19 protein-coding genes are annotated in these 23,235 nt (G+C 68.5%); 2 read left to right on the top strand and 17 right to left on the bottom strand.

Annotation, left to right across the window (positions count from 1 at the left end):
* Positions 1-42: 42 nt before the first annotated feature.
* Positions 43-459: a LysM peptidoglycan-binding domain-containing protein gene (locus tag E3T48_RS10510; protein ID WP_241986762.1), complete on the bottom strand. Its 417-nt coding sequence runs from the start codon at positions 457-459 to the stop codon at positions 43-45.
* A 281-nt stretch (positions 460-740) separates the two neighbouring features.
* Between E3T48_RS10510 and lexA the strand changes: the two genes are divergently transcribed.
* Complete coding sequence (gene lexA / locus E3T48_RS10505; protein ID WP_134524007.1) at positions 741-1,445, top strand: transcriptional repressor LexA; 705 nt, start codon at positions 741-743, stop codon at positions 1,443-1,445.
* Between the two features lie 59 nt (positions 1,446-1,504).
* Here lexA and metE read toward each other — a convergent pair whose 3' ends face one another.
* The 3 genes from metE to hflX form a co-directional block, all read right to left on the bottom strand.
* Complete coding sequence (gene metE, locus E3T48_RS10500) at positions 1,505-3,838, bottom strand: 5-methyltetrahydropteroyltriglutamate--homocysteine S-methyltransferase (protein WP_134524006.1); 2,334 nt, start codon at positions 3,836-3,838, stop codon at positions 1,505-1,507.
* Complete coding sequence (locus E3T48_RS10495) at positions 3,835-4,818, bottom strand: methylenetetrahydrofolate reductase (protein ID WP_134524005.1); 984 nt, start codon at positions 4,816-4,818, stop codon at positions 3,835-3,837. The genes metE and E3T48_RS10495 overlap by 4 nt, the downstream gene beginning before the upstream one ends.
* Before the next feature lie 447 nt (positions 4,819-5,265).
* Entirely contained in the window at positions 5,266-6,804 is a 1,539-nt protein-coding gene (hflX, locus tag E3T48_RS10490) for a GTPase HflX (RefSeq protein WP_134524004.1), read from the bottom strand.
* Between the two features lie 42 nt (positions 6,805-6,846).
* On the opposite strand from hflX, the gene E3T48_RS10485 reads away from it, so the two are divergent.
* On the top strand, positions 6,847-7,458 hold the full coding sequence (locus tag E3T48_RS10485; protein WP_134524003.1) for a class I SAM-dependent methyltransferase: 612 nt from the start codon (positions 6,847-6,849) through the stop codon (positions 7,456-7,458).
* A 24-nt stretch (positions 7,459-7,482) separates the two neighbouring features.
* Here the strand turns inward: E3T48_RS10485 and dapF are convergent, their stop codons facing one another.
* The 13 genes from dapF to E3T48_RS10420 all read right to left on the bottom strand — a co-directional run bounded on the left by dapF (position 7,483) and on the right by E3T48_RS10420 (position 23,181).
* Positions 7,483-8,364, bottom strand: coding sequence for a diaminopimelate epimerase (gene dapF / locus E3T48_RS10480; RefSeq protein WP_134524002.1), 882 nt, complete (start codon positions 8,362-8,364; stop codon positions 7,483-7,485).
* Between the two features lie 9 nt (positions 8,365-8,373).
* Positions 8,374-9,345, bottom strand: a complete 972-nt coding sequence (gene miaA, locus E3T48_RS10475; protein WP_134524001.1) for a tRNA (adenosine(37)-N6)-dimethylallyltransferase MiaA — start codon at positions 9,343-9,345, stop codon at positions 8,374-8,376.
* A gap of 4 nt (positions 9,346-9,349) precedes the next feature.
* Complete coding sequence (miaB, locus tag E3T48_RS10470; protein WP_134524019.1) at positions 9,350-10,960, bottom strand: tRNA (N6-isopentenyl adenosine(37)-C2)-methylthiotransferase MiaB; 1,611 nt, start codon at positions 10,958-10,960, stop codon at positions 9,350-9,352.
* A 132-nt stretch (positions 10,961-11,092) separates the two neighbouring features.
* Positions 11,093-11,923: a regulatory protein RecX gene (locus tag E3T48_RS10465; RefSeq protein ID WP_166789693.1), complete on the bottom strand. Its 831-nt coding sequence runs from the start codon at positions 11,921-11,923 to the stop codon at positions 11,093-11,095.
* Positions 11,924-11,931: 8 nt separating this feature from the next.
* Positions 11,932-13,062: a recombinase RecA gene (recA, locus tag E3T48_RS10460; protein ID WP_134523999.1), complete on the bottom strand. Its 1,131-nt coding sequence runs from the start codon at positions 13,060-13,062 to the stop codon at positions 11,932-11,934.
* 275 nt (positions 13,063-13,337) lie between these two features.
* Positions 13,338-14,510 carry an EAL domain-containing response regulator gene (locus E3T48_RS10455; protein WP_198417653.1) on the bottom strand — a complete coding sequence of 391 codons (1,173 nt, stop codon included), beginning with the start codon at positions 14,508-14,510 and terminating at the stop codon, positions 13,338-13,340.
* Positions 14,511-14,563: 53 nt separating this feature from the next.
* Positions 14,564-15,772, bottom strand: a complete 1,209-nt coding sequence (locus E3T48_RS10450) for a response regulator (protein WP_198417652.1) — start codon at positions 15,770-15,772, stop codon at positions 14,564-14,566.
* Between the two features lie 25 nt (positions 15,773-15,797).
* Positions 15,798-18,404 carry a PAS domain-containing sensor histidine kinase gene (locus tag E3T48_RS10445; protein ID WP_198417651.1) on the bottom strand — a complete coding sequence of 869 codons (2,607 nt, stop codon included), beginning with the start codon at positions 18,402-18,404 and terminating at the stop codon, positions 15,798-15,800.
* 88 nt (positions 18,405-18,492) lie between these two features.
* On the bottom strand, positions 18,493-18,711 hold the full coding sequence (locus E3T48_RS10440; RefSeq protein ID WP_134523997.1) for a DUF3046 domain-containing protein: 219 nt from the start codon (positions 18,709-18,711) through the stop codon (positions 18,493-18,495).
* A 28-nt stretch (positions 18,712-18,739) separates the two neighbouring features.
* Positions 18,740-19,048: a helix-turn-helix domain-containing protein gene (locus tag E3T48_RS10435; RefSeq protein WP_134510496.1), complete on the bottom strand. Its 309-nt coding sequence runs from the start codon at positions 19,046-19,048 to the stop codon at positions 18,740-18,742.
* A 168-nt stretch (positions 19,049-19,216) separates the two neighbouring features.
* Positions 19,217-19,723 carry a CinA family protein gene (locus E3T48_RS10430; protein WP_134523996.1) on the bottom strand — a complete coding sequence of 169 codons (507 nt, stop codon included), beginning with the start codon at positions 19,721-19,723 and terminating at the stop codon, positions 19,217-19,219.
* Between the two features lie 5 nt (positions 19,724-19,728).
* A complete protein-coding gene (pgsA, locus tag E3T48_RS10425; RefSeq protein ID WP_134523995.1) occupies positions 19,729-20,328 on the bottom strand; it encodes a CDP-diacylglycerol--glycerol-3-phosphate 3-phosphatidyltransferase in 600 nt (199 codons plus the stop codon).
* A gap of 3 nt (positions 20,329-20,331) precedes the next feature.
* Positions 20,332-23,181: an FtsK/SpoIIIE family DNA translocase gene (locus E3T48_RS10420; RefSeq protein WP_134523994.1), complete on the bottom strand. Its 2,850-nt coding sequence runs from the start codon at positions 23,179-23,181 to the stop codon at positions 20,332-20,334.
* Positions 23,182-23,235: the final 54 nt, after the last annotated feature.

Here is a 23,235-nt window from a genome sequence, read left to right as displayed (position 1 = left end):
GGGGGGAGCAGCTCGGGGAGCCGCTCGGACCCCCGGGCGAGTTCAGAATCTGGCGGGCAGGGCCAGGCGCTGACCCGGCTGCACGCTCTCCGAGGGGAGCTGGTTCAGGCTCACGATCCCGGCGATCACGTCCCGCGGGTCGGAGGTGGGGGCGATGGTCTCGGCCAGCTGCCACAGGGACTGGCCCGACTGGATGGTGACGTAGTCGAAGACGGTGGCCGCGTCGGCGACGCCAGCGCCGACGTGCGTGCCCTCGGCGGCGGCGATTCCGCCGTTGAGGGCCAGGGCGAGTGCGACGGCGGCGAGGGGAATCGCTGCGAGCGTCGTGAACACGACGCGACCGCGTCGGGTGAGGTGCAGTCGGGTGCGGACGGGGGCCATGTCACTGGCCATGTCGGCGACGCCCAGGCCGAGTGCCCCGTTGCTTCCGATGGCGGTCATTCCCATTGCACTGCTCATGTCGTACCTCCTGTGTAAAAACGCATCCGGCTCTCGGCCGGGAGAGCCGGATGCGAACCTATGTTCCGAATGTATATTCGATTCTTCGAATAATCAAGGGAAATTTCCGGTGTTTCTCAAAAATAGTCACGACACACTCGAATGAATGTTTGTGAATCGTGCCTGGGATGGATACAGTTTCGATTGTCTGGATTGAATCAACCAGACACCACCGACATTCGGGTTGAGCGGCGGTTTCGACCGCCGCCCCGACCGGTTTCATTGAGACGAGGAGCGACATCGTGACGCAGGACACCAGCGGTTCCCGCGACAAGGGCGGCACCAGGCGGCGCAAGAGCCTCAGCGAGAAACAACTCGCCATCCTCGATGTGATCCAGCGCTCGGTGAGCCAGCGCGGCTATCCGCCGAGCATGCGGGAGATCGGCGACGCCGTCGGCCTGTCCTCGCTCTCGAGCGTCACCCATCAGCTCAACCAGCTCGAGCTGAGCGGTTACCTCCGACGCGACCCGAACCGGCCCCGCGCACTCGAGGTCCTGATCGAGATTCCGCATTCGCCGGAGGACGTGTCCGCAGGCGGTTCCGAAAGCTACCAGTCGGGCGTGCAGGTCGGCGATGCGGCCATGGTGCCGATGGTCGGCCGGATCGCGGCCGGCGTGCCGATCATGGCGGACCAGCAGATCGACGAGATATTCCCACTCCCCCGCCAGCTGGTCGGCAAGGGCGAGCTGTTCATGCTCAAGGTCGTCGGCGAGTCGATGATCGACGCGGCCATCTGCGATGGCGACTGGGTTGTGGTCCGCCAGCAGAAGACGGCCGAGAACGGCGAGATCGTTGCGGCCATGCTCGACGGTGAGGCGACGGTGAAGGTCCTCCGCCAGCGTGATGGCCACATCTGGCTGTTGCCGCGCAACAGCAACTTCGAACCGATCGTCGGAGACCACGCCGAGATCCTCGGCAAGATCGTGGCGGTGCTGCGCTCGGTCTGATCACCTGCTGCGGGAACGGCCCTGTCGGTTTTCCGGCAGGGCCGTTCTGCGTCCCGTGCCTACGCGGGGGCGTTCGCGCCGATGCGCGCGCGCACGGCACGGGTTGCCGTCACCATGTTGTGCAGCGATTCAACGGTCTCCGCATAGCCGCGGGTCTTCAAACCGCAATCCGGGTTGACCCAGACCTGTCGTTCCGGGATGGATTCGAGGGCCCGGTCGAGCAGCTCCGTGATCTCGGCGACGCTCGGCACTCGCGGCGAGTGGATGTCGTACACGCCCGGGCCGATGCCGTGGTCGAACCCGCCGGCCTCGATGTCCGCGACGACCTCCATCCGGGACCGCACGGCCTCGATGCTGGTGACGTCGGCGTCGAGGTTCCGGATGGCGTCGATCACCACCCCGAACTCCGAGTAGCAGAGGTGGGTGTGGATCTGGGTGGCGTCGGCCACCCCGGCCGTTGCGAGGCGGAAGGAGCCGACCGACCAGTCGAGGTAGTCGGCGTGGTCCTTCTTCTTCAGTGGGAGCAGTTCGCGCAGCGCCGGTTCGTCGACCTGGACGAGGCCGATCCCGGCCGCCTCGAGGTCGGCGATCTCGTCCCGGAGCGCCAGCGCCACCTGCCGGGCGGTGTCCCCCAGCGGCTGGTCGTCGCGCACGAACGACCAGGCGAGGATCGTGACCGGTCCGGTGAGCATTCCCTTGACCGGTTTCGCGGTCAGCCCCTGGGTGTAGGTCGACCAGTCGACCGTGATCGGTCGTGGCCGGGACACGTCGCCCCAGAGGATGGACGGTCGCGTGCACCGGCTGCCATAGGACTGCACCCAGCCGTTCTCGGTCACCTGGAAGCCGTCGAGCTGCTCGGCGAAGTACTGCACCATGTCGTTGCGTTCGGGTTCGCCGTGCACGAGCACGTCGAGGCCGATCTCCTCCTGCAGAGCGACGACCCGGGCGATTTCCGCCTCCATCAGGTCGCGGTAGTCGCCGGCGGACAGCGCACCGGTGAGGTGCCTGGCCCTGGCGCGCCGGATGTCCCCGGTCTGCGGGAATGACCCGATGGTCGTGGTCGGCAACAGCGGCAACCCGAGGGCGGCATCCTGGGCGACAAGTCTCGCCTGGTAGTCGCCACGGCTGAAGTCGTCGGCGGTGAGTGCTGCGGCCCGGGCGCGCACCGCGCCGTCTCGCACCCCGGGGGCGTTGCGCCGGGCCTCGAGCGCGACGGATGCTGCCGCCAGCTCGGCCGCGATGGCTGCCCGGCCCTCTGACAGGCCACGGGCCAGGGTGGCGACCTGTCCGACCTTCTGGTCGGCGAAGGCCAGCCAGCCGGGCAGCTCGTCTCCGAGCGCGCTCTCGTCGTTGACGTCGTGTGGAACGTGGAGGAGCGAGGTGGACGTGGACACGGTCACCCGCGGGGAGAGCTCGGCGAGCCGTTCGGCCTTGTCGAGGGCGCCGGCCAGATCGCCGCGCCAAATGTTGTGGCCGTCGATCACCCCGGCCACGAGGGTCTTCCCGGCCAGACCGGGGGCGTCGAGAGGGAGCGCCCCGCGCACGAGGTCGAGCCCGATCGCGTCGACCGGTGTCCCGGCGAGCACGGGGAGGGCGTCGTCGAGGCTGCCATAGGGCGCCGCGACGAAGATGGCCGGCCGCGTGGCAAGTCGGCCGAGGGTGTCGTAGGCCCAGCCGAGCGCGGCGACGGCCTCGGCCCTGGGCGCGTCAATGCTTTCGCTGACCAGGGCCGGCTCATCCAGCTGCACCCATTCGGCGCCGGCCTCGGCGAGTCGCTGGAGCAGCGCGGCGTAAACCGGGAGCAGATCGTCGAGGCGGTCCAGCGGGGAGAAGCCGGCGGGCGCTTCGTCGCTCGCCTTGCTGAGCAGGAGGAAGGTGACCGGGCCGACGATGACCGGGCGGGTGAGGTATCCGGCCGCCTTCGCTTCGGCGAACTCCCGCACGATGCGGTCGCTGGAGAGGGAGAAGACGGTCTCCGGACCGATTTCGGGGACGAGGTAGTGGTAGTTGGAGTCGAACCACTTCGTCATCTCGAGGGGCAGGTTCTCGCCCTCACCGCGGGCGAGGGTGAAGTACCCGGCCAGGTCGATGCATCCGTCTGCGCCCACCAGGGACGCGTACCGGGCGGGGACGGCCCCAACGGTGCACAGGGCGTCGAGCACCTGATCGTAGAAGGAGAACGAGCCCGGGATCGAGGAGTCGTCGGCGCCGAGACCCAGGGCGACGAGGCGATTCCTGGTGGCCTGGCGCAGTGCCGCCGCGGTGTCCTCGAGCTCGGCGGCGCTGATCGTGCCTGCCCAGAACGACTCGACGGCCTTCTTGAGCTGGCGGCGGGGGCCGATCCGCGGGTAGCCGAGGATGGTCCCGGAGGGGAAGACGGGTGAGGTGGTCATGCGGACTCCTTGACGAGGCGGGCGACGGGGGTGGACGGGTTGAGCAGACCGCAGCCGTCGAGCACGGCGAGCACGGTTTCGTGTTGGTTGAAGGCGTAGAGGTGGAGCCCGGGGGCGCCTCCGGCGATCAGCTCCCTGGCCAGGTCGGTGGCGTGACGGATGCCGATCTCCCGCTGGCCCTGGTCGGTGGGTTCGACCTCGAGCTGGATCGAGAGTTCGGACGGGAGGTCCTCCCCGGAGAGCTCGAGGATGCGCCGAAGCCGGGCCGGGCTGGTGACCGGCATGATCCCGGGGATGATCGGGAATTCGACGCCGGCCTGCCTGGCCCGCTGGATGAAGCTCAGGTAGTGGTCGGCGTGGAAGAACAGTTGAGTGATGGCCAGGTTCGCCCCGGCCGCCTGCTTGGCGAGGAGGGTGTCGATGTCCTGCTCGGCCGAGCGGGACCGAGGGTGGCCGTTCGGGAACGCCGCGACGGCGATCCGCACCTTCTCCCGCTCGGTTTTGACGTTCCGCGCGCCGGGCAGGCCGGGGATCACGGTCTCGCGGTAGGGCACCTTCTCGGCCTGAACCCGGTGGATGAGCTGCACGAGCTCGCCCGCGCTCCGCAGGTCGCCGAGGAGCGCCGCGCCCTCCGGCGTCCCCTGCGGCGGGTCCCCGCGCACCGCAAGGAAACTGCGCACGCCCGCATCGAGGAATTCGCGGATCAGCCGGCTTGCCTCGGCGTTCGAGGAGCCGACACACGTCAGGTGCGCCATCGGGTCGACGGTGGTGGTGCGGAGGATGTGGGTGAGCACGTCGAGCGACGATCGGCGTGACGATCCGTTGGCGCCGTAGGTGACCGAGATGAAGTCCGGGCCGGCCGCGGCGAGGCTGGCGATCGTCGTGTTCAGCGCGGAGGCCGCAGACTCCGTTTTCGGCGGGTAGAGCTCGAAAGAGAACGGGATTCGACCGGGACAGGCCGGGTCCGACGTCTTTTCCATGTGCACCTCATTCGACAGTTGCCCGCACCGGCGGGGGCCGGGCGGCCGCGGACCGCCAGGCAGGCCTGGCGGGTGTTCGCGGGCGGATGCCGGGCTCGGCTGTCGCTCCATGCCGCCAGGGTGAACCTCGGCGGCAACGATTGAATGAGACTCTAGCAACCCCGCTCGGGGGTCGCCGGACTGTGACTTTTTGTTTCGCGCCGTCCCGGTGATCGAGCCCGCCCCGGTGATCGAGCCCGTCCCGGTGATCGGGCCCGACCCGGTGATCGGGCCCGCCGAGATCCCCCGGCCCGGTCTCGACAAGCTCGACCACCGACTCCCTCGGCGATCGAGCCCGACCCGGTGATCGAGCCCGTCGAGATCCCCCGACCCGGTCTCGACAAGCTCGACCACCGGCGCCCCCGGTGATCGAGACAGTCCCGGTGATCGAGCTTGTCGAGATCCGGGTCAGGCGCTGACGGCGGGCCGCACGGCGAACGGGGTGAACTGGGTTTGGATACCCGGGGTGACCAGGGCGGTCACCTGGGTTCCCGTTTCGGCGTACTCCGTCGACAGGACCTGCCCCTGCTCGTGCAGAGCGGCGATCAGATCACCGCGCTCGTAGGGGATGAGCAGGGTGAGTTCGATCGTGGGGCGCGGCAGCCGTTCGGCGATGGCCGCGAGAAGCTCCTCGATGCCCTCCCCCGTGCGGGCGGAGACGAAGATGCCGTCGGGCCACAGGCCGCGCAGCACGAGCCGGTCGTCCTCGCCGACGAGGTCGCCCTTGTTGAAGACGACGATCTCGGGGATCTCCCTGGCGCCGACCTCGCCGATCACCTCGCGCACCGTTGCCAGCTGGCTCGCCGGATCCGGGTGAGAACCGTCGACGACGTGCACGATGACGTCGGCGTCGGCCACTTCCTCGAGGGTGGAACGGAAGGCCTCGACCAGCTGGTGCGGCAGGTTACGCACGAAGCCGACGGTGTCGGTGAGGGTGTACAGGCGCCCGTCGGCCGTTGTCGACTTGCGCACGGTGGCGTCGAGGGTGGCGAAGAGGGAGTTCTCGACGAGCACGCCGGCCCGGGTGATCCGGTTGAGCAGGCTCGACTTGCCTGCGTTGGTGTAGCCGACGATGGCGACGGATGGCACGGAGTTGCGCTTGCGGTTGGCCCGCTTGGCCTCACGGGCAGGCTTCATCTCGAGGATCTGCTTGCGGAGCCGGGACATCCGGGTGTGGATGCGGCGACGGTCCAGCTCGATCTTCGTTTCACCGGGTCCGCGGGAGCCCATGCCGGCACCGGCGCCGCCGACCTGGCCACCGGCCTGGCGGGACATGGAGTCGCCCCAGCCGCGCAGGCGCGGCAGCAGATACTCGAGCTGGGCGAGTTCGACCTGCGCCTTGCCCTCCCGGCTCTTGGCGTGCTGGCTGAAGATGTCGAGGATGACGGCCGTGCGGTCGATGACCTTGACCTTGACGACGTCCTCGAGCGCGCGCCGCTGGCTGGGGGCGAGTTCGGTGTCGGCGATCACGGTGTCTGCGCCCATCGCCTTGACGATCCCGGCGAGTTCCTCGGCCTTGCCCTTGCCGAGGTACGTGCTCGCGTCGGGCTTCGCCCGGCGCTGCATCAGCCCGTCGAGCACGGTCGCGCCCGCTGTTTCGGCGAGGGCGGCGAGCTCGCGCATCGAGTTCTCCGCGTCGGACACTGTGCCCTGGGTGTACAGGCCGATCAGGACGACGTTCTCGAGCCGCAGCTGCCGGTATTCGACCTCGGTGACGTCCTCGAGCTCCGTGGAAAGGCTGGGCACCCGGCGTAGCGCGTTGCGGTCCTCACGGTCCTGCTGCGCACCGTCGTGGCCCTGGTCGGACTCCGGCGTGGAGGAGTCGGCCTGCAGCGCCTGCGCGGAGCCGCTCCGGAAGAGCGAATAGCCGGCGGCTTTGCTGTCTGCGCTGGCCAGGACGCGCGCTACCACATCGTCGTCGTTGTCGTGCTCGGTTGGCTCAATCATTCCTTTAACCTTAGTTCCTCGAAGCACGATAGGTTCCCTACTATGGCCTCAGACCACTACTTCACCCCGGCACCCGACAGCGCCCTGAAACTCAGGCAGATCACTGTTTCGCTGGGCGGCGAGGACCGGCAGGTGACGACCGCCAATTCGGTCTTCAGCCCCGACCACATCGACACCGGAACCCAGGTCCTGATCGGCCACGCGCCGACCCCGCCGCCGGGCGGCGACTTCCTCGACCTCGGCTGCGGCTGGGGTCCGATCAGCCTGTACCTGGCCCTCGCCTCGCCCCGTGCGACCATTTGGGCGGTCGACGTGAACGAGCGCGCGCTCGACCTGGTGCGACTCAACGCGGAGAAGCTCGGGCTGACCAACGTCACGGCGGTGCTGCCGGACCAGGTGCCGGCTCATCTGAGCTTCCGCACGATCTGGTCGAACCCGCCGATCCGGGTCGGCAAGAGCGAGCTGCACAACCTCCTGCACACCTGGCTGCCGCGCCTGGAGCCCGACTCGGATGCCTGGCTCGTCGTGCAGCGCAACCTCGGCTCGGACTCCCTGCAGCGCTGGCTCGACGGCGACCTGCCCGACGAGTTCGGCACCAGTCGGCACGCCATCAGCAAGGGCTTCCGGGTGCTGCGCGTCAAGCGCCACGGCTGACGACGGCGCCCGCCCGGCACGTTCTCAGGCCAGCCGGAAGACCCCGTCGAAGACCAGCTCGGCCGGGCCGGACAGCGACACGTGCTCGCCGTCCTCGGTCGGGAACATCCGCACGCCGAGCACACCGCCCCTGACCTCGACCCGCCACTGGTTGGGCGCCCCCACCCCGGCCCAGTGCCGGGTCGCGAGGGCCGCCGCGGCGGCACCGGTGCCGCAGGACAGGGTCTCGCCGCTGCCGCGCTCGTGCACGCGCATCCGGATGCGGCCGACGCCGTCGACGACGAGGGGGTCGTTCGGCACCACGAATTCGATGTTCGCCCCGGCCGCGGGATCCGGGTCGAGCTGCGGAACGAACGTGAGGTCGGCGTTTTCCAATTCGGCGTCGTCGGCCAGGGCCACGACCACGTGCGGGTTGCCGACGTTGATGCCGAGGCCCGGGCGGGCGACTGCGAGGTTCTTCGCCCGCACGAGCGGTTCGCCGCCGTCGAGCTTCCACCGGCCGAGGTCGACCTGGTAGCCGGATCCGCCGCGCTGCACGTCCCGCACTCCCCCGCGGGTTCCGATGCTGAGGGTCTCCCCGCCGGCGAGCGTAGCCAGGCCCTGCTCGAGCAGGAACCGGGTGTACACGCGGATGCCGTTGCCGCACATCTCCGAGACGGTGCCGTCCGCGTTCGCGTAGTCCATGAACCATTCGGCCTGCTCGTCTTCGGCCAGCGCGGCAGCGCCCGCGTCGAGGCTGCGGGACCGTACGGCACGGATGATGCCGTCGCCGCCGATGCCGAACCGGCGGTCGCAGACGGCGCGGATCTGATCGGGGGTGAGGTCGATCCGGCCGTCGGGGTCGGCGAACAACACGAAGTCGTTGCCCGTGCCATGGCCTTTGGTGAAGTTCAGATCCAGTCCCATGGGTCCAGTTTAGGAGGACGGCGCCGCCGGCGTCCCGCTGTCGATCCGTTCGAGGGCCTGGTGCACCCGGTCGGCGGCGGCGGACTCGATCCAGTGCGTGTGCGGGGACCGCTTGAACCAGCTGACCTGCCGCCGGGCGTAGCGCCGGGTGAACTGCTGGGTCTGCTCGATCGCCTCGGCGCGGCTGAGGGTGCCGCGCAACTGGCCGAGCGCCTGCGCGTAGCCGATGGCCCGGCTGGCGGTCACCCCGGTTTCGATCCCCGCGGGGATCAGCGCCTCGACCTCGTCGGGCAGGCCGGCATCCCACATCGCGGTGACGCGCGCGTCGAGGCGGGACGTGAGCTCCTCCCGGGGCGAGCGCAGGCCGACGGTCACGCTCGGCCGCCAGTAGACCGGTTCGCCGGGAAGCGCGGCGGCGTGCGGGGCTCCGGTCAGTTCGACGACCTCCAGCGCCCGCACGAGCCGGCGACCGTTGCTCGCGCCGATCCGCACGGCGGCGGCCGGGTCGACGGCCTTCAGCCGGGTGTAGAGCGCGCCGGGGCCCAACTCGGCCAGTTCGGCCTCCAACCGCGCCCGGAGCACGGGGTCGGTGCCGGGGAACTGGAAATCGAAGACGACCGCCGACACGTAGAGGCCGGAGCCGCCGACGAGGATGGGCACGGCGCCCCGCCCGATGATCTCGGTGATGGCCGCCCTGGCCTCCACCTGGTACCGGGCGACGGTGGCCTCATCGGTCACCGCCAGCACGTCGAGGAGGTGGTGCGGGATGCCGCGGCGCTCGGCCACCGACAGTTTCGCGGTGCCGATGTCCATTCCCCGGTACAACTGCATGGCATCCGCGTTGACGATCTCCACGGTCCGGCCGCGCGCGACAAGCCGTTCCGCGAGGTCGAGGGAGAGTTCGGACTTGCCGGTACCGGTCGGCCCGACGATCACGACGAGTCCCGGGTCTGCGTCCGCCCCCGTGTCGACGTCGTCCACCCGGTTAGCGCTCCCCGTCGGTGACGTCGTAGATCGGCATCGTCGAGACCGCGCCGCGCTCGGCGGCAGGAATTCCGGCGGACGGCAGGCCGAGCGTCGGCATTCCGAGCGAGACGGCGCCGCCGGTCGCGGCTGCCCCGCCGTGGCTGGGCACACCGCAGGCCTCGGCCTCGGCCCGGTCCCACGCGTCGCCGGCGCGGGTGCGCCGGATCCGGAGCGGGGAGCCGTCGAGGGAGTCGGCGATCAGGTGGAACGGCGCGGCCTGGGTCACGGTCACGGTGACGACATCGCCGGGTCGCGGCAGCTCGGAGCCCGCCGGGACGTCGAAGTGCACCAGCCTGCTGTCGGGGGCGCGGCCGCTCAGGCGATGGGTGTCGGCGTCCTTGCGGCCCTCGCCGTTGGCGACCAGCAGCTCGACCTCGCGGCCGATCACGGCCTGGTTCTCCTCCCAGGAGATGCGTTCCTGGAGCGCGGCGAGGCGTTCGTAACGGTCCTGGACGACCTCCTTGGGCACCTGGTCGGCCATGGTCGCGGCGGGGGTGCCCGGCCGGATCGAGTATTGGAAGGTGAACGCGGTCGCGAACCGGGCCTGTTCGACCACCCGGAGGGTTTCCTGGAAGTCCTCTTCGGTCTCGCCGGGGAACCCGACGATGATGTCGGTGCTGATTGCCGCGTGCGGCATCTGCGCCCGCACCCGGTCGAGGATGCCGAGGAAGCGGGCGGAGCGGTAGGAACGCCGCATCGACTTGAGGATGCGGTCGGAGCCCGATTGCAGGGGCATGTGCAGCTGCGGCATGACCGCCGGGGTGTCGGCCATCGCGTCGATCACGTCGTCGGTGAACGCGGCGGGGTGCGGGCTGGTGAAACGGATGCGCTCCAGCCCCTCGATCCGCCCCGCGGCGCGCAGCAGCTTGCCGAATGCGAGACGGTCGCCGAACTCGACGCCGTAGGAGTTGACGTTCTGGCCGAGCAGGGTGACCTCGATGGCGCCGTCGTCGACGAGGGACTGGATCTCGGCGAGGATCTCGCCGGGGCGGCGGTCCCTCTCCTTGCCGCGCAGCGCCGGGACGATGCAGAAGGTGCAGGTGTTGTTGCAGCCGACGGAGATGGACACCCAGCCGCTGTAGCTGGAATCGCGCTTGGTCGGCAGGGTGGACGGGAAGGTTTCCAGCGCCTCGAGGATCTCGAGCTGCGCCTGGCCGTTGTGACGGGACCGTTCGAGCAGACTCGGCAACGACCCCATGTTGTGCGTGCCGAACACGACGTCGACCCAGGGGGCCTTCGCCAGGATCGTGTCCTTGTCCTTCTGGGCGAGGCAGCCGCCGACGGCGATCTGCATGCCCTCGTGGCGGCGCTTCACCGAGGCCAGCTGGCCCAGGTTGCCGTAGAGCTTGTTGTCGGCGTTCTCCCGCACGGCGCAGGTGTTGAGCACGACGATGTCGGCCTCCTCGCCGGCGGAGGGAACGTAACCGGCCGCCTCGAGCGAACCGCTCAGGCGTTCGGAATCGTGCACGTTCATCTGGCAGCCGAAGGTGCGCACCTCGTAGGTGCGCGCCCGGCCGTCCGCGGCGCGGGCTGCGGTCGACGGCGCGATCAGGGTGCGGGTGCGGGTCATCGGGTCGTCCCCCGTGCTCGCTGCCGGTGGGCTCAGCGTCACGGCGCCGGAGAATGGGGGTGCGGGGGTGCTGCGGGTCATAGTGGCCTCAGTTTACGCGTGGAACCCTGAGCGCGGGAAAGACCGGCCAGGTCAGCGGAACCGCACGCGGGATGTTCCCGCGGAACCGGAACCGGAACCGGAACGGGACGCCAGGGCCGCCTTCACGGCCAGCCGCACCGTGGACGAGGCGTAGCCCTTGCGCATGAGGAACCCGGTGAGTCGACGGTCGATCGTCTGGTCGTCGAGGCGGCCCAGCTGCTGCACCCGCTTGCAGGCCAGTTCGATGGCGCGCTCCTCCTCGTCGTCCGGCAGCTCTTCGAGCTTCTCGAGGATCAGGTCGTGGTCGAGCCCGCGTCGGCGCATCTCCGTCTGGACCCCGGACCGGCCGAGACCCTTGCGTTCGTGGTGGCTGTGCAGGATCTGGTCGGCCAGCCTGCCCTCGTCGATGTAGCCGAGTTCGGCGAACCGATCGATGACCTCGTCGATCTCGTGTTCGGCGATCTCGGTGCCGGCGAGAATCGTGCGTGCCTCGGTGGCCGAGAGCGAGCGTGCGCGCAGCCGCTGCAGCAGCACCTGCTCCGCATGCTCCCGCTCGACCGCCTCGGCGGCTGCGGCTGCCTCGGCGGCCACCGCGACGAGGGCATACTCGTCCACGGGGTGCGAGTCGTCCACCTGATGGGCCTCCCCGGTTCCTGCGGAACCGGTCGGTGAAGCCCCGGGCAGGTAGGTGACCGGTGCCAGCATCCGGTCGGGCGCGGCGGCCGAACCCGGTTCCGATCCCGGTTCCGATCCCGTGGCCGCACCCGACGCGGCTGCCGCGTCGACCGGTTCGGCGGACAGCGCCTTCGCCGCGACCCTGGCCTTGCTCTTCGCGCGGGCCGCGCTGATCGGGGTGACCTCGTCGGACGGTTCGAAGTGCACCATCGAGGCTACGCCCCCTTGCGGGCTGCGAGCCTCGCCGGGGCGGACTTGGCGTCCACGCCGGCTTCCTTGGCCGCGGCGTCCGCGGCTGCGGCAGCTGCGGCGTCGGCCGCGATCTGGGCCTTCTTCGCCGCGGCACCCTCGGGGCCGACGCCGAGCTTGAAGAGGATCTTCTTCTCGATCTCGTTGGCCATGTCGGGGTTCTTGAGCAGGAAGTTCCTGGAGTTCTCCTTGCCCTGGCCGAGCTGGTCTCCGTCGTAGGTGTACCAGGCTCCGGACTTCTTGACGATGCCCTGGTCGACGCCGAAGTCGATCAGGCTGCCCTCACGGGAGATCCCGATGCCGTAGATGATGTCGAACTCGGCCTGCTTGAACGGCGGCGCCATCTTGTTCTTGACGACCTTGACCCTGGTGCGGTTGCCGACAGCTTCGGTGCCGTCCTTGAGGGTTTCGATCCGGCGGATGTCGAGTCGGACCGATGCGTAGAACTTGAGCGCCTTTCCGCCGGCGGTGGTCTCCGGGCTGCCGAAGAACACGCCGATCTTCTCTCGCAGCTGGTTGATGAAGATCATGGTGGTGTTGGTCTGGCTGAGGCCACCGGTGAGCTTGCGCAGCGCCTGGGACATCAGGCGGGCCTGGAGTCCGACGTGCGAATCGCCCATCTCACCCTCGATCTCGGCGCGAGGCACCAGCGCGGCGACGGAGTCGATGACGATCAGGTCGATCGATCCGCTGCGCACGAGCATGTCGGCGATTTCGAGCGCCTGCTCGCCGGTGTCGGGCTGGGAGACCAGGAGGGCGTCGATGTCGACGCCGAGCTTCCTCGCGTATTCGGGGTCGAGGGCGTGTTCCGCGTCGATGAAGGCGGCGATTCCGCCGCCCTTCTGCGCGTTGGCGATCGCGTGCAGGGTCAGGGTGGTCTTACCGGAGGACTCCGGGCCGTAGATCTCGACGATGCGACCGCGCGGGAGTCCGCCGATGCCGAGCGCGACGTCCAGGGCGATGGAGCCCGTGGAGATGGTCTCGACGGGGGCGCGTTCGTCGCTGCCCAGACGCATGACCGAGCCCTTGCCGAACTGGCGGTCGATCTGGGCGAGCGCGGTGTCGAGTGCCTTCTCGCGGTCTGCTGCTGATGCCATGGTGGACTCCTTCGGTCGTGCGTTTCGGCGCCTATAGGCTGTCGACCGCGGCGGCCGGGAGGACCCCGGTTGCCGTTCTCGACAAGGCATTCGCTGTCTGTCTCTGACGAAAACCGACTGTACGCCGCACCTCCGACACTGGCCGGAAGCTGCGGTTCAGGTGGACAATTCATCGTCGACGTCTGCTGTTGAGGAGCCTAGCAACATCCGAACAGATATTCGAGACTTCGGTCGTCAACGGTTGTGGCGTGTCGGAGTCGGGACGCCGCCTCGGCTCAGCGCAGCAGGTCCTTGACACGCTCATTCCAGATGGTGTTCCAGCCGGCCAGATCCGCGGCCGGCATGGGCCGGGCGATGAAGTAGCCCTGGGCCAGATCGCAATTCGTCCGGCGCAGAAGGTCCCAATCGTCCTGATCCTCCACGCCTTCGGCGACGACCTCCATGCCGAGCTGCTTTCCGAGGCCGAGGCTGGCGGCGTACATCGCCAGCGCGGTCGTGTCGCGCCAGGCGCCGTGCACGAAGCTGCTGTCTATTTTCAGTTCGTCGAAGGGGATGTCGCGCAGCTGGGTGAGCGAGGAATGGCCGGTGCCGAAATCGTCGATCGACAGACCGAAGCGTTTGAGCCGCAGCCGCGTCAGTACTTCCAGCGGCGCGCGCCGGTCCAGCATGAGACGACTCTCCGTCACCTCGAGGATGACGTCCTGCGGGGCCACGGCCGCTGCGGCGGCCGCCCCGGAAACGAAATCCGCGAAGTCCACGGTGGAGAAGTTATCCATTGAGATGTTGATCGCCACCCGAAGGCGCAGCCCCAGCTTCAGCCAGGCCGCGGCGTCCGCCATGGCGCCGGTCAGCACCACCCGTGTCAGGCCGTCGATCAGGCCGTGCTCTTCGGCCACGCCGATGAATTGGTCGGGGAAGACCAGGCCATCTGTGGGGTGCCGCCAGCGCACGAGCGTCTCCACCCCCACGACTGCCCCCGTGGCCACGGCGACCTTGGGCTGGTAGTAGTTGACCAGTTCGTCGCCTGCGATGGCGGCGCCGAGTTCGCCTGCACCGTAGGACTTCACCGTCGCCGCCTGCGCGGCAGCCGGCCGCCACTTGCCCACCATCGCAGCCATGGTGGCCAGGGGGACCGGCTTGCTGAGGTGACCCAGCACGGTGATCCGGTGCGCCTGAATCAGGTTCACGGCCATGTGCAGCATGCGCTCGTCTTCGCCACTGACCAGGATGACACTGCCGGAGTAGTCGAGGTCCACCAGCTTCCGGACGAATTCAATTCCATCCATCCCCGGCATGTTGAGGTCGAGCAGGATCAGATTGGGCGGGTTGAGGGAATCGACCAGCTCCAGCCCGGCCGAACCCGAATCGCAGCTCGCCACCGAGGTGAATCCCAGCCCGACGAGCATGTGGGCGAGAAGCTTGTTCATGAATGGCTCGTCGTCGAGCACGAGGATCCGGATCGCCGAATCACCCCCGGCCACCGCGTCGCGTGAGAGGCCCACTAGGCAGGCCAGGAGTCCAGGAACGCGTTCACGGCGCGCAGTTCGTGCTCGAATGCGGGGAGCAGCGCGGTCAGGGAGTCGGTGTTGCCCGACTTGGCCACCGTCTCGATTTCCGAACAGAGTTCGCCGAGTGCCAACGCGCCCACGGCGCGCGCCGAAGACTTCAGTTTGTGCGCTTGCTCGCCTGCCGTGAGCGCCCGACGATCGTCACACGCGTCCCTCAGTTCCCCCGCTATCTCGGCGGTGCTGACCCGGAAGTCCGTCAGAAAGTCGAGGATCACCGCCGGATCGCTCCCGACCAACCGTGCGAGCACGGCCACGTCGACCGCCCGGTCGACGGTGGTCAGGTGGTCTGCCCCCGCGCTGGATCCCGAACCCGATCGGCCGGCCGGCAGCCACTTGTCCAGAATCGCTTTGAGGCTCGCGAGTTGCAGGGGCTTACTGAGGTATTCGTCCGCACCGACCGCGCGCCAGCGGGCCTCTTCGTGTGCGAGGGCATTCGCGGTCAGGGCCACAATCGGGATGCGGGCCAACCCTCGCTCCTGCGCACGGATCGCGGCCGTCAAGTCGTACCCATCCATCTCCGGCATGAGCACGTCGCTGATCAGCAGAGCGTAGGTGCCGCTCCGCCAGCATTCCAAGGCCTGCCTTCCGTCGTCGGCCACATCGGCTGCATAGCCGAGCGAGGCCAATTGCGTCACGATCAGCTTCTGGTTGGTCAGGTTATCCTCGGCGACCAGAATGCGCGGGGTATCGCGCGCGGCCGGATGCGACGATGCGAGTCGGGCGGCACCGTCGCCGACATCCGATGTCGGCTCGTGCATGCGTTCTGACTGGCCTCCCGCGGGCGGCCGGGTCCCGACGAGGAGACGATCGATCGCGTCGTACAACGCCTCGTAGCGCAACGGCTTGGTGATGTAGTCGTCGCAGCCGGCCACGCGCGCCTTTTCCTGATCCGCCTTCATCGCCATCGCGGTGAGCGCTATCACGGGAACGGATGCGGTGGCCGGGTCCCGCTTCAGCAGCGCGGTCGCCGCCAGGCCGTCCATTCCCGGCAATTGGATGTCCATCAGGATGAGATCGGGCTGCTCGTCACGCGCGAGGGTCAGGCCCGTCTCCGCGTCGATGGCGCACAGCACCGTGTGCCCGGCGTGGGTCAGCAGGAGGGTTGCCAGCTTCATGTTTGCGCGATTGTCTTCAACGATCAATATCCTGGCGATGGCTCGGGCTCCCCTATTGCGGCAGCAATGCGCGCCGGACCTCGGCGACAAAGTCGATGTGAGTGAACCCGGATTTCTCGACGGTGCGGACCACTCGGCCGGGATTTCCGTTCAGCGCGGCACGGTCCAACGCCGTGATCTGTTTGGCAGTCACCACCAGAATCGGTATCTGCGCCGTATCCGGATTGCTCTGAAGGGCCTTGACGACGTCGAACCCGCTCACGTCCGCCATGATCAGGTCGAGCAGAACCAGATCCGGGCGGAGCCGCTGTGCGAGTGAGATCGCCTCGCGTCCGCCGTACGCCCGCACGACGGTGTACGCCGAGGTCGGCAGGAGCGCGGCAATCACCTCAACGGCCTTCGGATCGTCATCCACGACGAGCACCGTGTTCGTGTGTTCCGGGGCAGGCTGCCCGTCCCGAGCGGTGGCCCGACGTAATTCCTCCGGCAGGGTGGCGGTTCCGGCGGCCTGGGGCGTACCGGGGGCCTGATCCGGCGTCCGCAGCGGCAACCAGACGGCGAAGAGTGAGCCCTCTCGTTCTGCGCTGGCAACTGCAACGGTCCCCCCGTGCAGCTCGGCGAGTCGTTTGACCATGGCCAGGCCGAGCCCCGTGCCCTCGAATTTGCGGGCGAGGCTGCTGTCGATCTGGCTGAAGGCCTTGAACAGCTTCAACATTCCTTCGGTCGAAATGCCGAGGCCGCTGTCGCCGACGCAGATCTCGAGGAATTCCAGGGACTCGCTGTCGACCAGGGGGAAGCCGTGCACGGGCCAGGCACCGGGCAGTGTCCCGACGGTGGCGCGCGGCACCCGCCGCGCGTGCAACGTCACGCGCCCGCCGGCGGCGCTGAACTTGACGGCATTGGACAGCAGGTTGTAGACGATCTGCTTGGTTTTGCGCAGGTCCAGCTGGAGCACGCCCAGGTGATCGTCGGTTTCGCTTTCGAGCTGGATGCCGTGGGCCGCCGCCTTCTCCCTGACGATTGTCAGGCTGCCCGCGAGCAGGCTGCCCACGTCGACCGTCTCCAACTCGAGCGCCATCATGCCGGCCTCCACCTTGGACAGATCGAGGATGTCGTTGATCAAGGAGAGAAGGTGCTGGCCGCTGGTGAGGATGTCGCCGATGTACTCGGATTGGGTGTCAGTCATGTCGCCCACCAGGCCATCCTTGAGCGCCTCGGAGAAGCCGATGATGGCGTTCAGGGGCGTGCGCAATTCATGCGACATGGTGGCCAGGAACTCGGACGTCATGCGGCTGGCGTGCTCCAACTCGATGTTGGTCTCCTGCAGGGCCCGCTCGAACAGTTTGCGTTCGGTCACGTCGCGCGCGGCCGCGAACACGCCCTGCAGCTTCCGGTCGCGGTCGTGGAAGGTGGCGGCGTTGTACGAGACCACCGTTTCCTCACCGTTCTGGGCCCGCACGGTCAGTTCATAGTTGCTCACCTTGTTCTCGGTGAGAACGCGGGTGATCGCGGCGTCGGCCCGAACCGGGTCGGTGAAGAAATTCTTGCAGGGCGCCCCGATCAATTCGTCGCGGGTTCGCCCCGTCAACGCCATCATTTGCTGGTTCACGTCGGTGATGATGCCCTGCGGATCCGTCGTCATGAGCGCATCGATGTTCGACTCGATGAGCGAACGGGTGTAGAACTGCTGGTCGCGCAGTCGCTGATCAAGCATCGCCTGGGTCGCCTCGACCTGCTTGCGGGCCGTGTTGTCGGTGCCGATCAGCAGGTAGCCGATGATGTTCTCCTGCGGGTCGCGCAGCGCCGTGACCGAGACGATGGCGGGGAACCGGCTGCCGTCCTGGCGGACGTAGGTCAACTCGTAGATGTCCTCGATCCCCCGGGACGCCTTGAACACCAGCGCCTCGAAACCCGGCGTGATCGGCGTGTCCAGCTCGAGGCTCAGGGCCGTTGCCCGCGCGATGAGTTCCTGCGGATCCGAGATATCGGCCGGCGTGATCCGGTTGACCACGTCCGATGCCGCGTAGCCCAGCATCCGTTCGGCCCCGACATTGAAAATCTGAATCACGCCGTGCGCGTCCGTCGCGATGCTGGAAAAATTGGCGCTGTTGAAGATCGCGTTTTGAAGGGCGCCCGCCTTCACGAGTTCGTCTTCCGCCAGTTGGCGGGCCGTGTTGTCGGTGCCGATCAGCAGGTAGCCGATGATGTTCTCCTGCGCATCGCGCAGCGCCGTGACCGAGACGATGGCGCCGAACCGGCTGCCGTCCTTGCGGACGTAGGTCAACTCGTAGATGTCCTCGATCCCCCGGGACGCCTTGAACACGAGCGCCTCGAAACCCGGCGTGATCGGCGTGTCCAGCTCAAGGCTCAGGGCCGTTGCCCGCGCGATGAGTTCCTGCGGATCCGAGATATCGGCTGGCGTGATCCGGTTGACCACGTCCGATGCCGAATAGCCCAGCATCCGTTCGGCCCCGACATTGAAGATCTGGATCACGCCGTGCGCGTCCGTCGCGATGCTGGAAAAATTGGCGCTGTTGAAGATCGCGTCCTGGAGTGCGCCCGTTTGGAGAAGTGTGTTTCGGCGACGGAGTTTCTTGGCCGCGTCCGGTCCACCCGGCCTTTCGCCGCCACCCACAGCGGGACCGATTTTCGACATCATTTCCTTCCGCGCCACGCCAGGGATCGATTTTTTATATCACGGACTGGCGTCCGCACGGCGCAGCCTCGCGGTGAAGGCCGCCTCCCATCTATCGCGGAGCGGGAAGCCCGGCGCCGTACCACCGGCTCCTAGGCACGTCCGTCTCGGCGCAGAGCGCCAGCCACACGTCGCGCGCCGGAACACCGCCGGCCAATGCCTGGTCGGCGGTGCGCCCGAAGGCGGTGAGGATGAGGTCGCGGGTGAGTACGCGGCCGTAGCCCTCGCCGAACTCGTCCTTCAGGGCTTGGCGGAACTCACTCAGCCGCATGCCGGAACCACCTGGCTCGGAGGCCTGGTCAGCGGACCATCAGTCCGGTGTCGAAGTTGGCGACGAGTTCATCGGGGACGGTGTCGGGGAACCTGTCGATTCCCTCGATGACCGCGAGACGGTCGCCGACCTCACGCATGATGACCGAGATCGGGGTCTCCAGCGCGTCTGCGACAGAGGCGAGAATCTCGGAGGATGCTTCCTTCTGACCGCGCTCAACCTCGCTCAGGTAGCCGAGGGCCACGCTGGCCTTGCTCGCAACCTGACGCAGAGTGCGCCCTTTCTGCAGGCGGAAGTCCCTGAGCACATCGCCGATTTCCTGTCTTACAAGAATCATCGGAACCTCCTTCTCGTACCTTTTAAGTACCGCTTGTGAACTACGGTCGTCTGGTGTCCGGTGTGGCGGATGGCCTACAGTACTACATTCATCCGACACCCTGAGACTACCGACGACTACTGGGCTTTTCTTGTGAATCTGTACGGTGTAACCGCCGTGTCGCGGGAACTATTCCGGGCGGGAACGGGCTATCAGGGTGTGCACAGCCTCGATCGCCCTGGCCACGGTCTGGGCACGGATCGCCGCCCGGTCGCCCGTCAGGCGGAGCGGAATCGCCCACCCCTCGCTGCCGCGGGACAGCCCGAGGAAGACGGTGCCGGGACTCTGCCCGCCCTGCGGGTCAGGACCGGCGACGCCGGTCGTCGCGACGCCCAGGTCGGCGTCCCGGCCTGCTACCGCCAGCCTGGTCCGCACCCCGCGGGCCATCTGGATGGCCACCTCCGGATGCACCGGACCGTGTTCGGCCAGGAGCCCGGCGTCCACGCCGAGCAGGGTGTGCTTGAGCTCGGTCTGGTAGGCCACGACTCCCCCGTTGACGCAGAGGGAGGCGCCGGGGACCCGGATCAGCTCGGCCGTCAGCAGCCCGCCGGTGAGCGATTCGGCGACGGCGATCGTGAGGCCGCCCTCGGTCAACTCCCCGATCAGGGCGGCCGTCGGGTCAGGGGAGGCGGTCATCGGCGTCAGCTCGCGGCTGCGGCGCCGCGGTTCTCACGGCGGGCCGCGAGGAGGTAGTCGATCCCGGTGACCACGGTCGCGACCAGTGCCGCCGCCATGATCGACCAGTTCAGCCAATAGACCCAGTCGCCCAGCAGCAGCCAGAGCGGCACGAGGGCCAGCGAGATCGCCACGGACTGCAGCACGGTCTTGAGCTTGCCGCCCCGCGACGCGGGGATGACCCGGTCCCGCAGCATGACGAAGCGGAAGACCGTGATGCCGATCTCGCGCACCAGGATGACGATGGTCACCCACCACCATAGTTCGCCGAGGATGGACAGCGACACGAGCGCCCCGCCGGTGAGCACCTTGTCCGCGATCGGGTCGAGCAGTTTGCCGAGGTCGGTGACCTGGTTGTTGCGGCGGGCGATCGCGCCGTCGATCCCGTCGGTCGCGATGGCGAGGATGAACAGGACGGCGGCGGCCCAGCGGAGGGCGCCGTCCTGGCCGGCGTCGGCCAGGAGCAGCCAGATGAACAGGGGCGCCAACAGGATGCGAACGATCGTGATCAGGTTGGGCAGGTTCCAGTTGCCGGCGCGCGCGACGGGCGTGAGTGGTGTGGCCATCGGTCATTCCCTGTCGGTCAGTTGCCAGGCATCCTCATCGGGGGCAGCCTCCTCTTCAGGGTACCCCTCCGACATCTTCGCGACCGGGTCGCCGGCGTACCGGGAGTCGGGGGCGCTGTCGGCCTGGTGTGCGGCGGCGGCCTGCGCGTTCGCTGTGGCCGCATGGTGCTGTTCGTCCGAGCCGCGCAGCAGTGCGAGCACGCTCGGCAGCTGCTCGACCGTGACGAGCACGTCGCGGGCCTTCGACCCCTCGGACGGGCCGACGATCTCGCGGGACTCGAGCAGGTCCATCAGGCGGCCGGCCTTGGCGAAGCCGACCCGCAGCTTCCGCTGCAGCATCGAGGTGGACCCGAACTGGGTCGACACGACGAGTTCGGCCGCGGCCAGCAGCACCTCGAGGTCGTCGCCGATGTCGGAGTCGATCTCCTTGCGCGGGGCGACCATCGAGACATCCGGCCGGTAGTCGGGGCGGGCCTGCTGGGTGACGTGCTTGACGACGCGCTCGATCTCGGCCTCGTTGACCCAGGCTCCCTGCACGCGGATGGCCTTGGACGCCCCCATCGGCAGGAACAGGGCGTCACCCTGGCCGATCAGCTTGTCGGCGCCGGGCTGGTCGAGGATGACCCGGGAGTCGGTGACGCTGGTCACGGCGAAGGCGAGGCGCGAGGGGACGTTCGCCTTGATCAGGCCGGTGACGACGTCGACGCTGGGCCGCTGGGTGGCCAGGACGAGGTGGATGCCGGAGGCGCGGGCGAGCTGGGTGATCCGCACGATCGAGTCCTCGACGTCGCGCGGGGCGACCATCATCAGGTCGGCGAGCTCGTCGACGACGACGAGGAGGTACGGGTAGGGCTTGAGCGTGCGGGCGCTGCCGGCGGGCAGCACGATCTCGTTGTTCACGACGGCCTTGTTGAAGTCGTCGATGTGGCGGAAGCCGAAGCTGGCCAGGTCGTCGTAGCGCATGTCCATCTCTTTGACGACCCACTGCAGGGCCTCGGCGGCCTTCTTCGGGCTGGTGATGATGGGCGTGATCAGGTGCGGCACACCGGCGTAGGCGGCGAGCTCGACCCGCTTCGGGTCGATCAGCACCATCCGCACGTCGCTGGGCCTGGCGCGCATGAGCAGGCTGGTGATCATCGAGTTCACGAAGCTGGACTTGCCGGAGCCGGTGGAACCGGCCACGAGCAGGTGGGGCATCTTGGCGAGGTTGGCGATGACGAATCCGCCGCCGACGTCCTTGCCGACGCCGATGGTCATCGGGTGGGTGCTGTTGGTCGCGGTGCCGCTTCGGAGCACGTCGCCGAGGGTGACGATCTCGCGGTCGGTGTTGGGGATCTCGATGCCGATGGCGCTCTTGCCGGGGATGGGCGAGAGGATGCGCACCTCGTTCGAGGCGACCGCGTAGGAGAGGTTCTTGCTCAGGGCGGTGACCCGTTCCACCTTGACGCCGGGGCCCAGTTCGATCTCGTACTGGGTCACGGTCGGTCCGCGGGAGAACCCGGTCACCTTCGCGTCGACCTGGAATTGGCGGAGCACCTCGGTGATCGATTTCACGATCTCGTCGTTCGCGGCCGAGCGGGCCTTCGCCGGCGGGCCCTTGGTCAACGTCGTGTTCGACGGCAGCTGGTAGGGGGCTGCGGGTTCCGGGGCCGCGGGTTCGGGGCGCGGAGCCAGGGCGGCCGCGTCGAGTTCGTCGAAGCCGGGCAGCACCTCGGTGAGCCCGGTCGGGTCGTCCGCGTACAGGCCCGTCGCCGAGCCCCGCTGCACGTCGATCTCGCCGGTGAAGCGTTTGATGGCGTCCTCGGCACGCAACAGGTCCTCGAGCACCTCGGTGCCGTAGTGGTCCTTGTCGCCGCCCGCCGACGGCTGCGCGCTCTCCAGCGCGGTGTCGAAGCTGCCGCGGCCGTCGCCGCCGAGCAGGGTGCTCAGCGGGTCGGATGCCGGCGGGTCGGCCTCGTCGCCGGGATGCGCATCCGTGCTGACCGGGCTGCTGAAATCGGGGTCTTCCTCGCGCTTGCTGGTGTTGCGCCGCCACCAGGGCAGGGCGCTGGTGTCCTCGTCGACGCCGTCGAGCGGGACCTGCACGGTCTTCTCCAGCTTCGCCTCCCTGGCGGCCGCGCGTTCCTCGGGGTCGGGGAGCTGCGCGCCGAACAGCCAGGCGTACAGCTCGCGGCTGCGCGCGCCGATCCGGTTCGGCGGGGTCTTCGTGATGATGAAGAGGCTCAGGGCCAGCAGCAGGATCACGACGATGGTGGCCCCGATCGCGGTGGTCAGGTAGATCAGCGGGGCGGCGATCATCCAGCCGATCACGCCGCCGGACAGGGCGAGCACCTCCATGCCGTCGCTGGGCGCGGGCTGGCCGCCGAAGATGTGGCAGAGGCCGGACACCGATACGAGCAGCAGGGACAGGCCGATGCCGATCCGCCCGTTGTCGTGCACCGAGCTGGGCTTGCGGAAGAGCCAGACCGCGAAGAGCAGCATGATCACGGGCAGGGCGAACGCGACCCGGCCGAACAGGCCGCCGAAGGTCCAGGCGTCGAGGATCTGCGCGACCGGGCTGTTGATCAGGAACCACTCGATCACGGCCCCGGCGATGGCGAGGAGCACGAGGAAGAACGGCAGCCCGTCACGGCGCTCCTCTTTGGAGAGCTGTTCGGGGCCGAGGGCGCGGGCGGCGCCGCCGGTGACATGGGCCAGCGCCATCCAGAATCGGGCGAACAGGCCGGGGCCCGGGTCGCCGGCCGTGAACTTGACGGTCTTCTGGGTTGCGGTCTTCCGGGCGGGCCCCCGCGCCGTCGTGCCGCGCGCAGGCGAGGTGCGCGCGCGCCCGGTCGACTTAGTGCTCGTAGCCATGGAATCTACGGTACCGTCGCCCTCCGACATCCGGGTCACCCCACGCCCACCCGA

This window comes from Cryobacterium fucosi, assembly GCF_004403515.1.
In the GTDB taxonomy this organism is placed as follows: Bacteria; Actinomycetota; Actinomycetes; order Actinomycetales; family Microbacteriaceae; genus Cryobacterium; species Cryobacterium fucosi.
This window is presented reverse-complemented; position numbering and strand designations above follow the sequence as displayed.

Coding starts and splice junctions, on each gene's coding strand:
- dapF (WP_134524002.1), bottom strand. CDS start 8,364: ATGGGACTGGATCTGAACTTCACCAAAGGCCATGGCACGGGCAACGAC.
- E3T48_RS10495 (WP_134524005.1), bottom strand. CDS start 4,818: ATGGAAAAGACGTCGGACCCGGCCTGTCCCGGTCGAATCCCGTTCTCT.
- E3T48_RS10510 (WP_241986762.1), bottom strand. CDS start 459: ATGAGCAGTGCAATGGGAATGACCGCCATCGGAAGCAACGGGGCACTC.
- metE (WP_134524006.1), bottom strand. CDS start 3,838: ATGACCACCTCACCCGTCTTCCCCTCCGGGACCATCCTCGGCTACCCG.
- E3T48_RS10440 (WP_134523997.1), bottom strand. CDS start 18,711: ATGCGGCTGAGTGAGTTCCGCCAAGCCCTGAAGGACGAGTTCGGCGAG.
- E3T48_RS10420 (WP_134523994.1), bottom strand. CDS start 23,181: ATGGCTACGAGCACTAAGTCGACCGGGCGCGCGCGCACCTCGCCTGCG.
- miaB (WP_134524019.1), bottom strand. CDS start 10,960: ATGACCCGCACCCGCACCCTGATCGCGCCGTCGACCGCAGCCCGCGCC.
- E3T48_RS10430 (WP_134523996.1), bottom strand. CDS start 19,723: ATGACCGCCTCCCCTGACCCGACGGCCGCCCTGATCGGGGAGTTGACC.
- E3T48_RS10445 (WP_198417651.1), bottom strand. CDS start 18,404: ATGATGTCGAAAATCGGTCCCGCTGTGGGTGGCGGCGAAAGGCCGGGT.
- recA (WP_134523999.1), bottom strand. CDS start 13,062: ATGGCATCAGCAGCAGACCGCGAGAAGGCACTCGACACCGCGCTCGCC.
- E3T48_RS10435 (WP_134510496.1), bottom strand. CDS start 19,048: ATGATTCTTGTAAGACAGGAAATCGGCGATGTGCTCAGGGACTTCCGC.
- E3T48_RS10485 (WP_134524003.1), top strand. CDS start 6,847: ATGGCCTCAGACCACTACTTCACCCCGGCACCCGACAGCGCCCTGAAA.
- pgsA (WP_134523995.1), bottom strand. CDS start 20,328: ATGGCCACACCACTCACGCCCGTCGCGCGCGCCGGCAACTGGAACCTG.
- hflX (WP_134524004.1), bottom strand. CDS start 6,804: ATGATTGAGCCAACCGAGCACGACAACGACGACGATGTGGTAGCGCGC.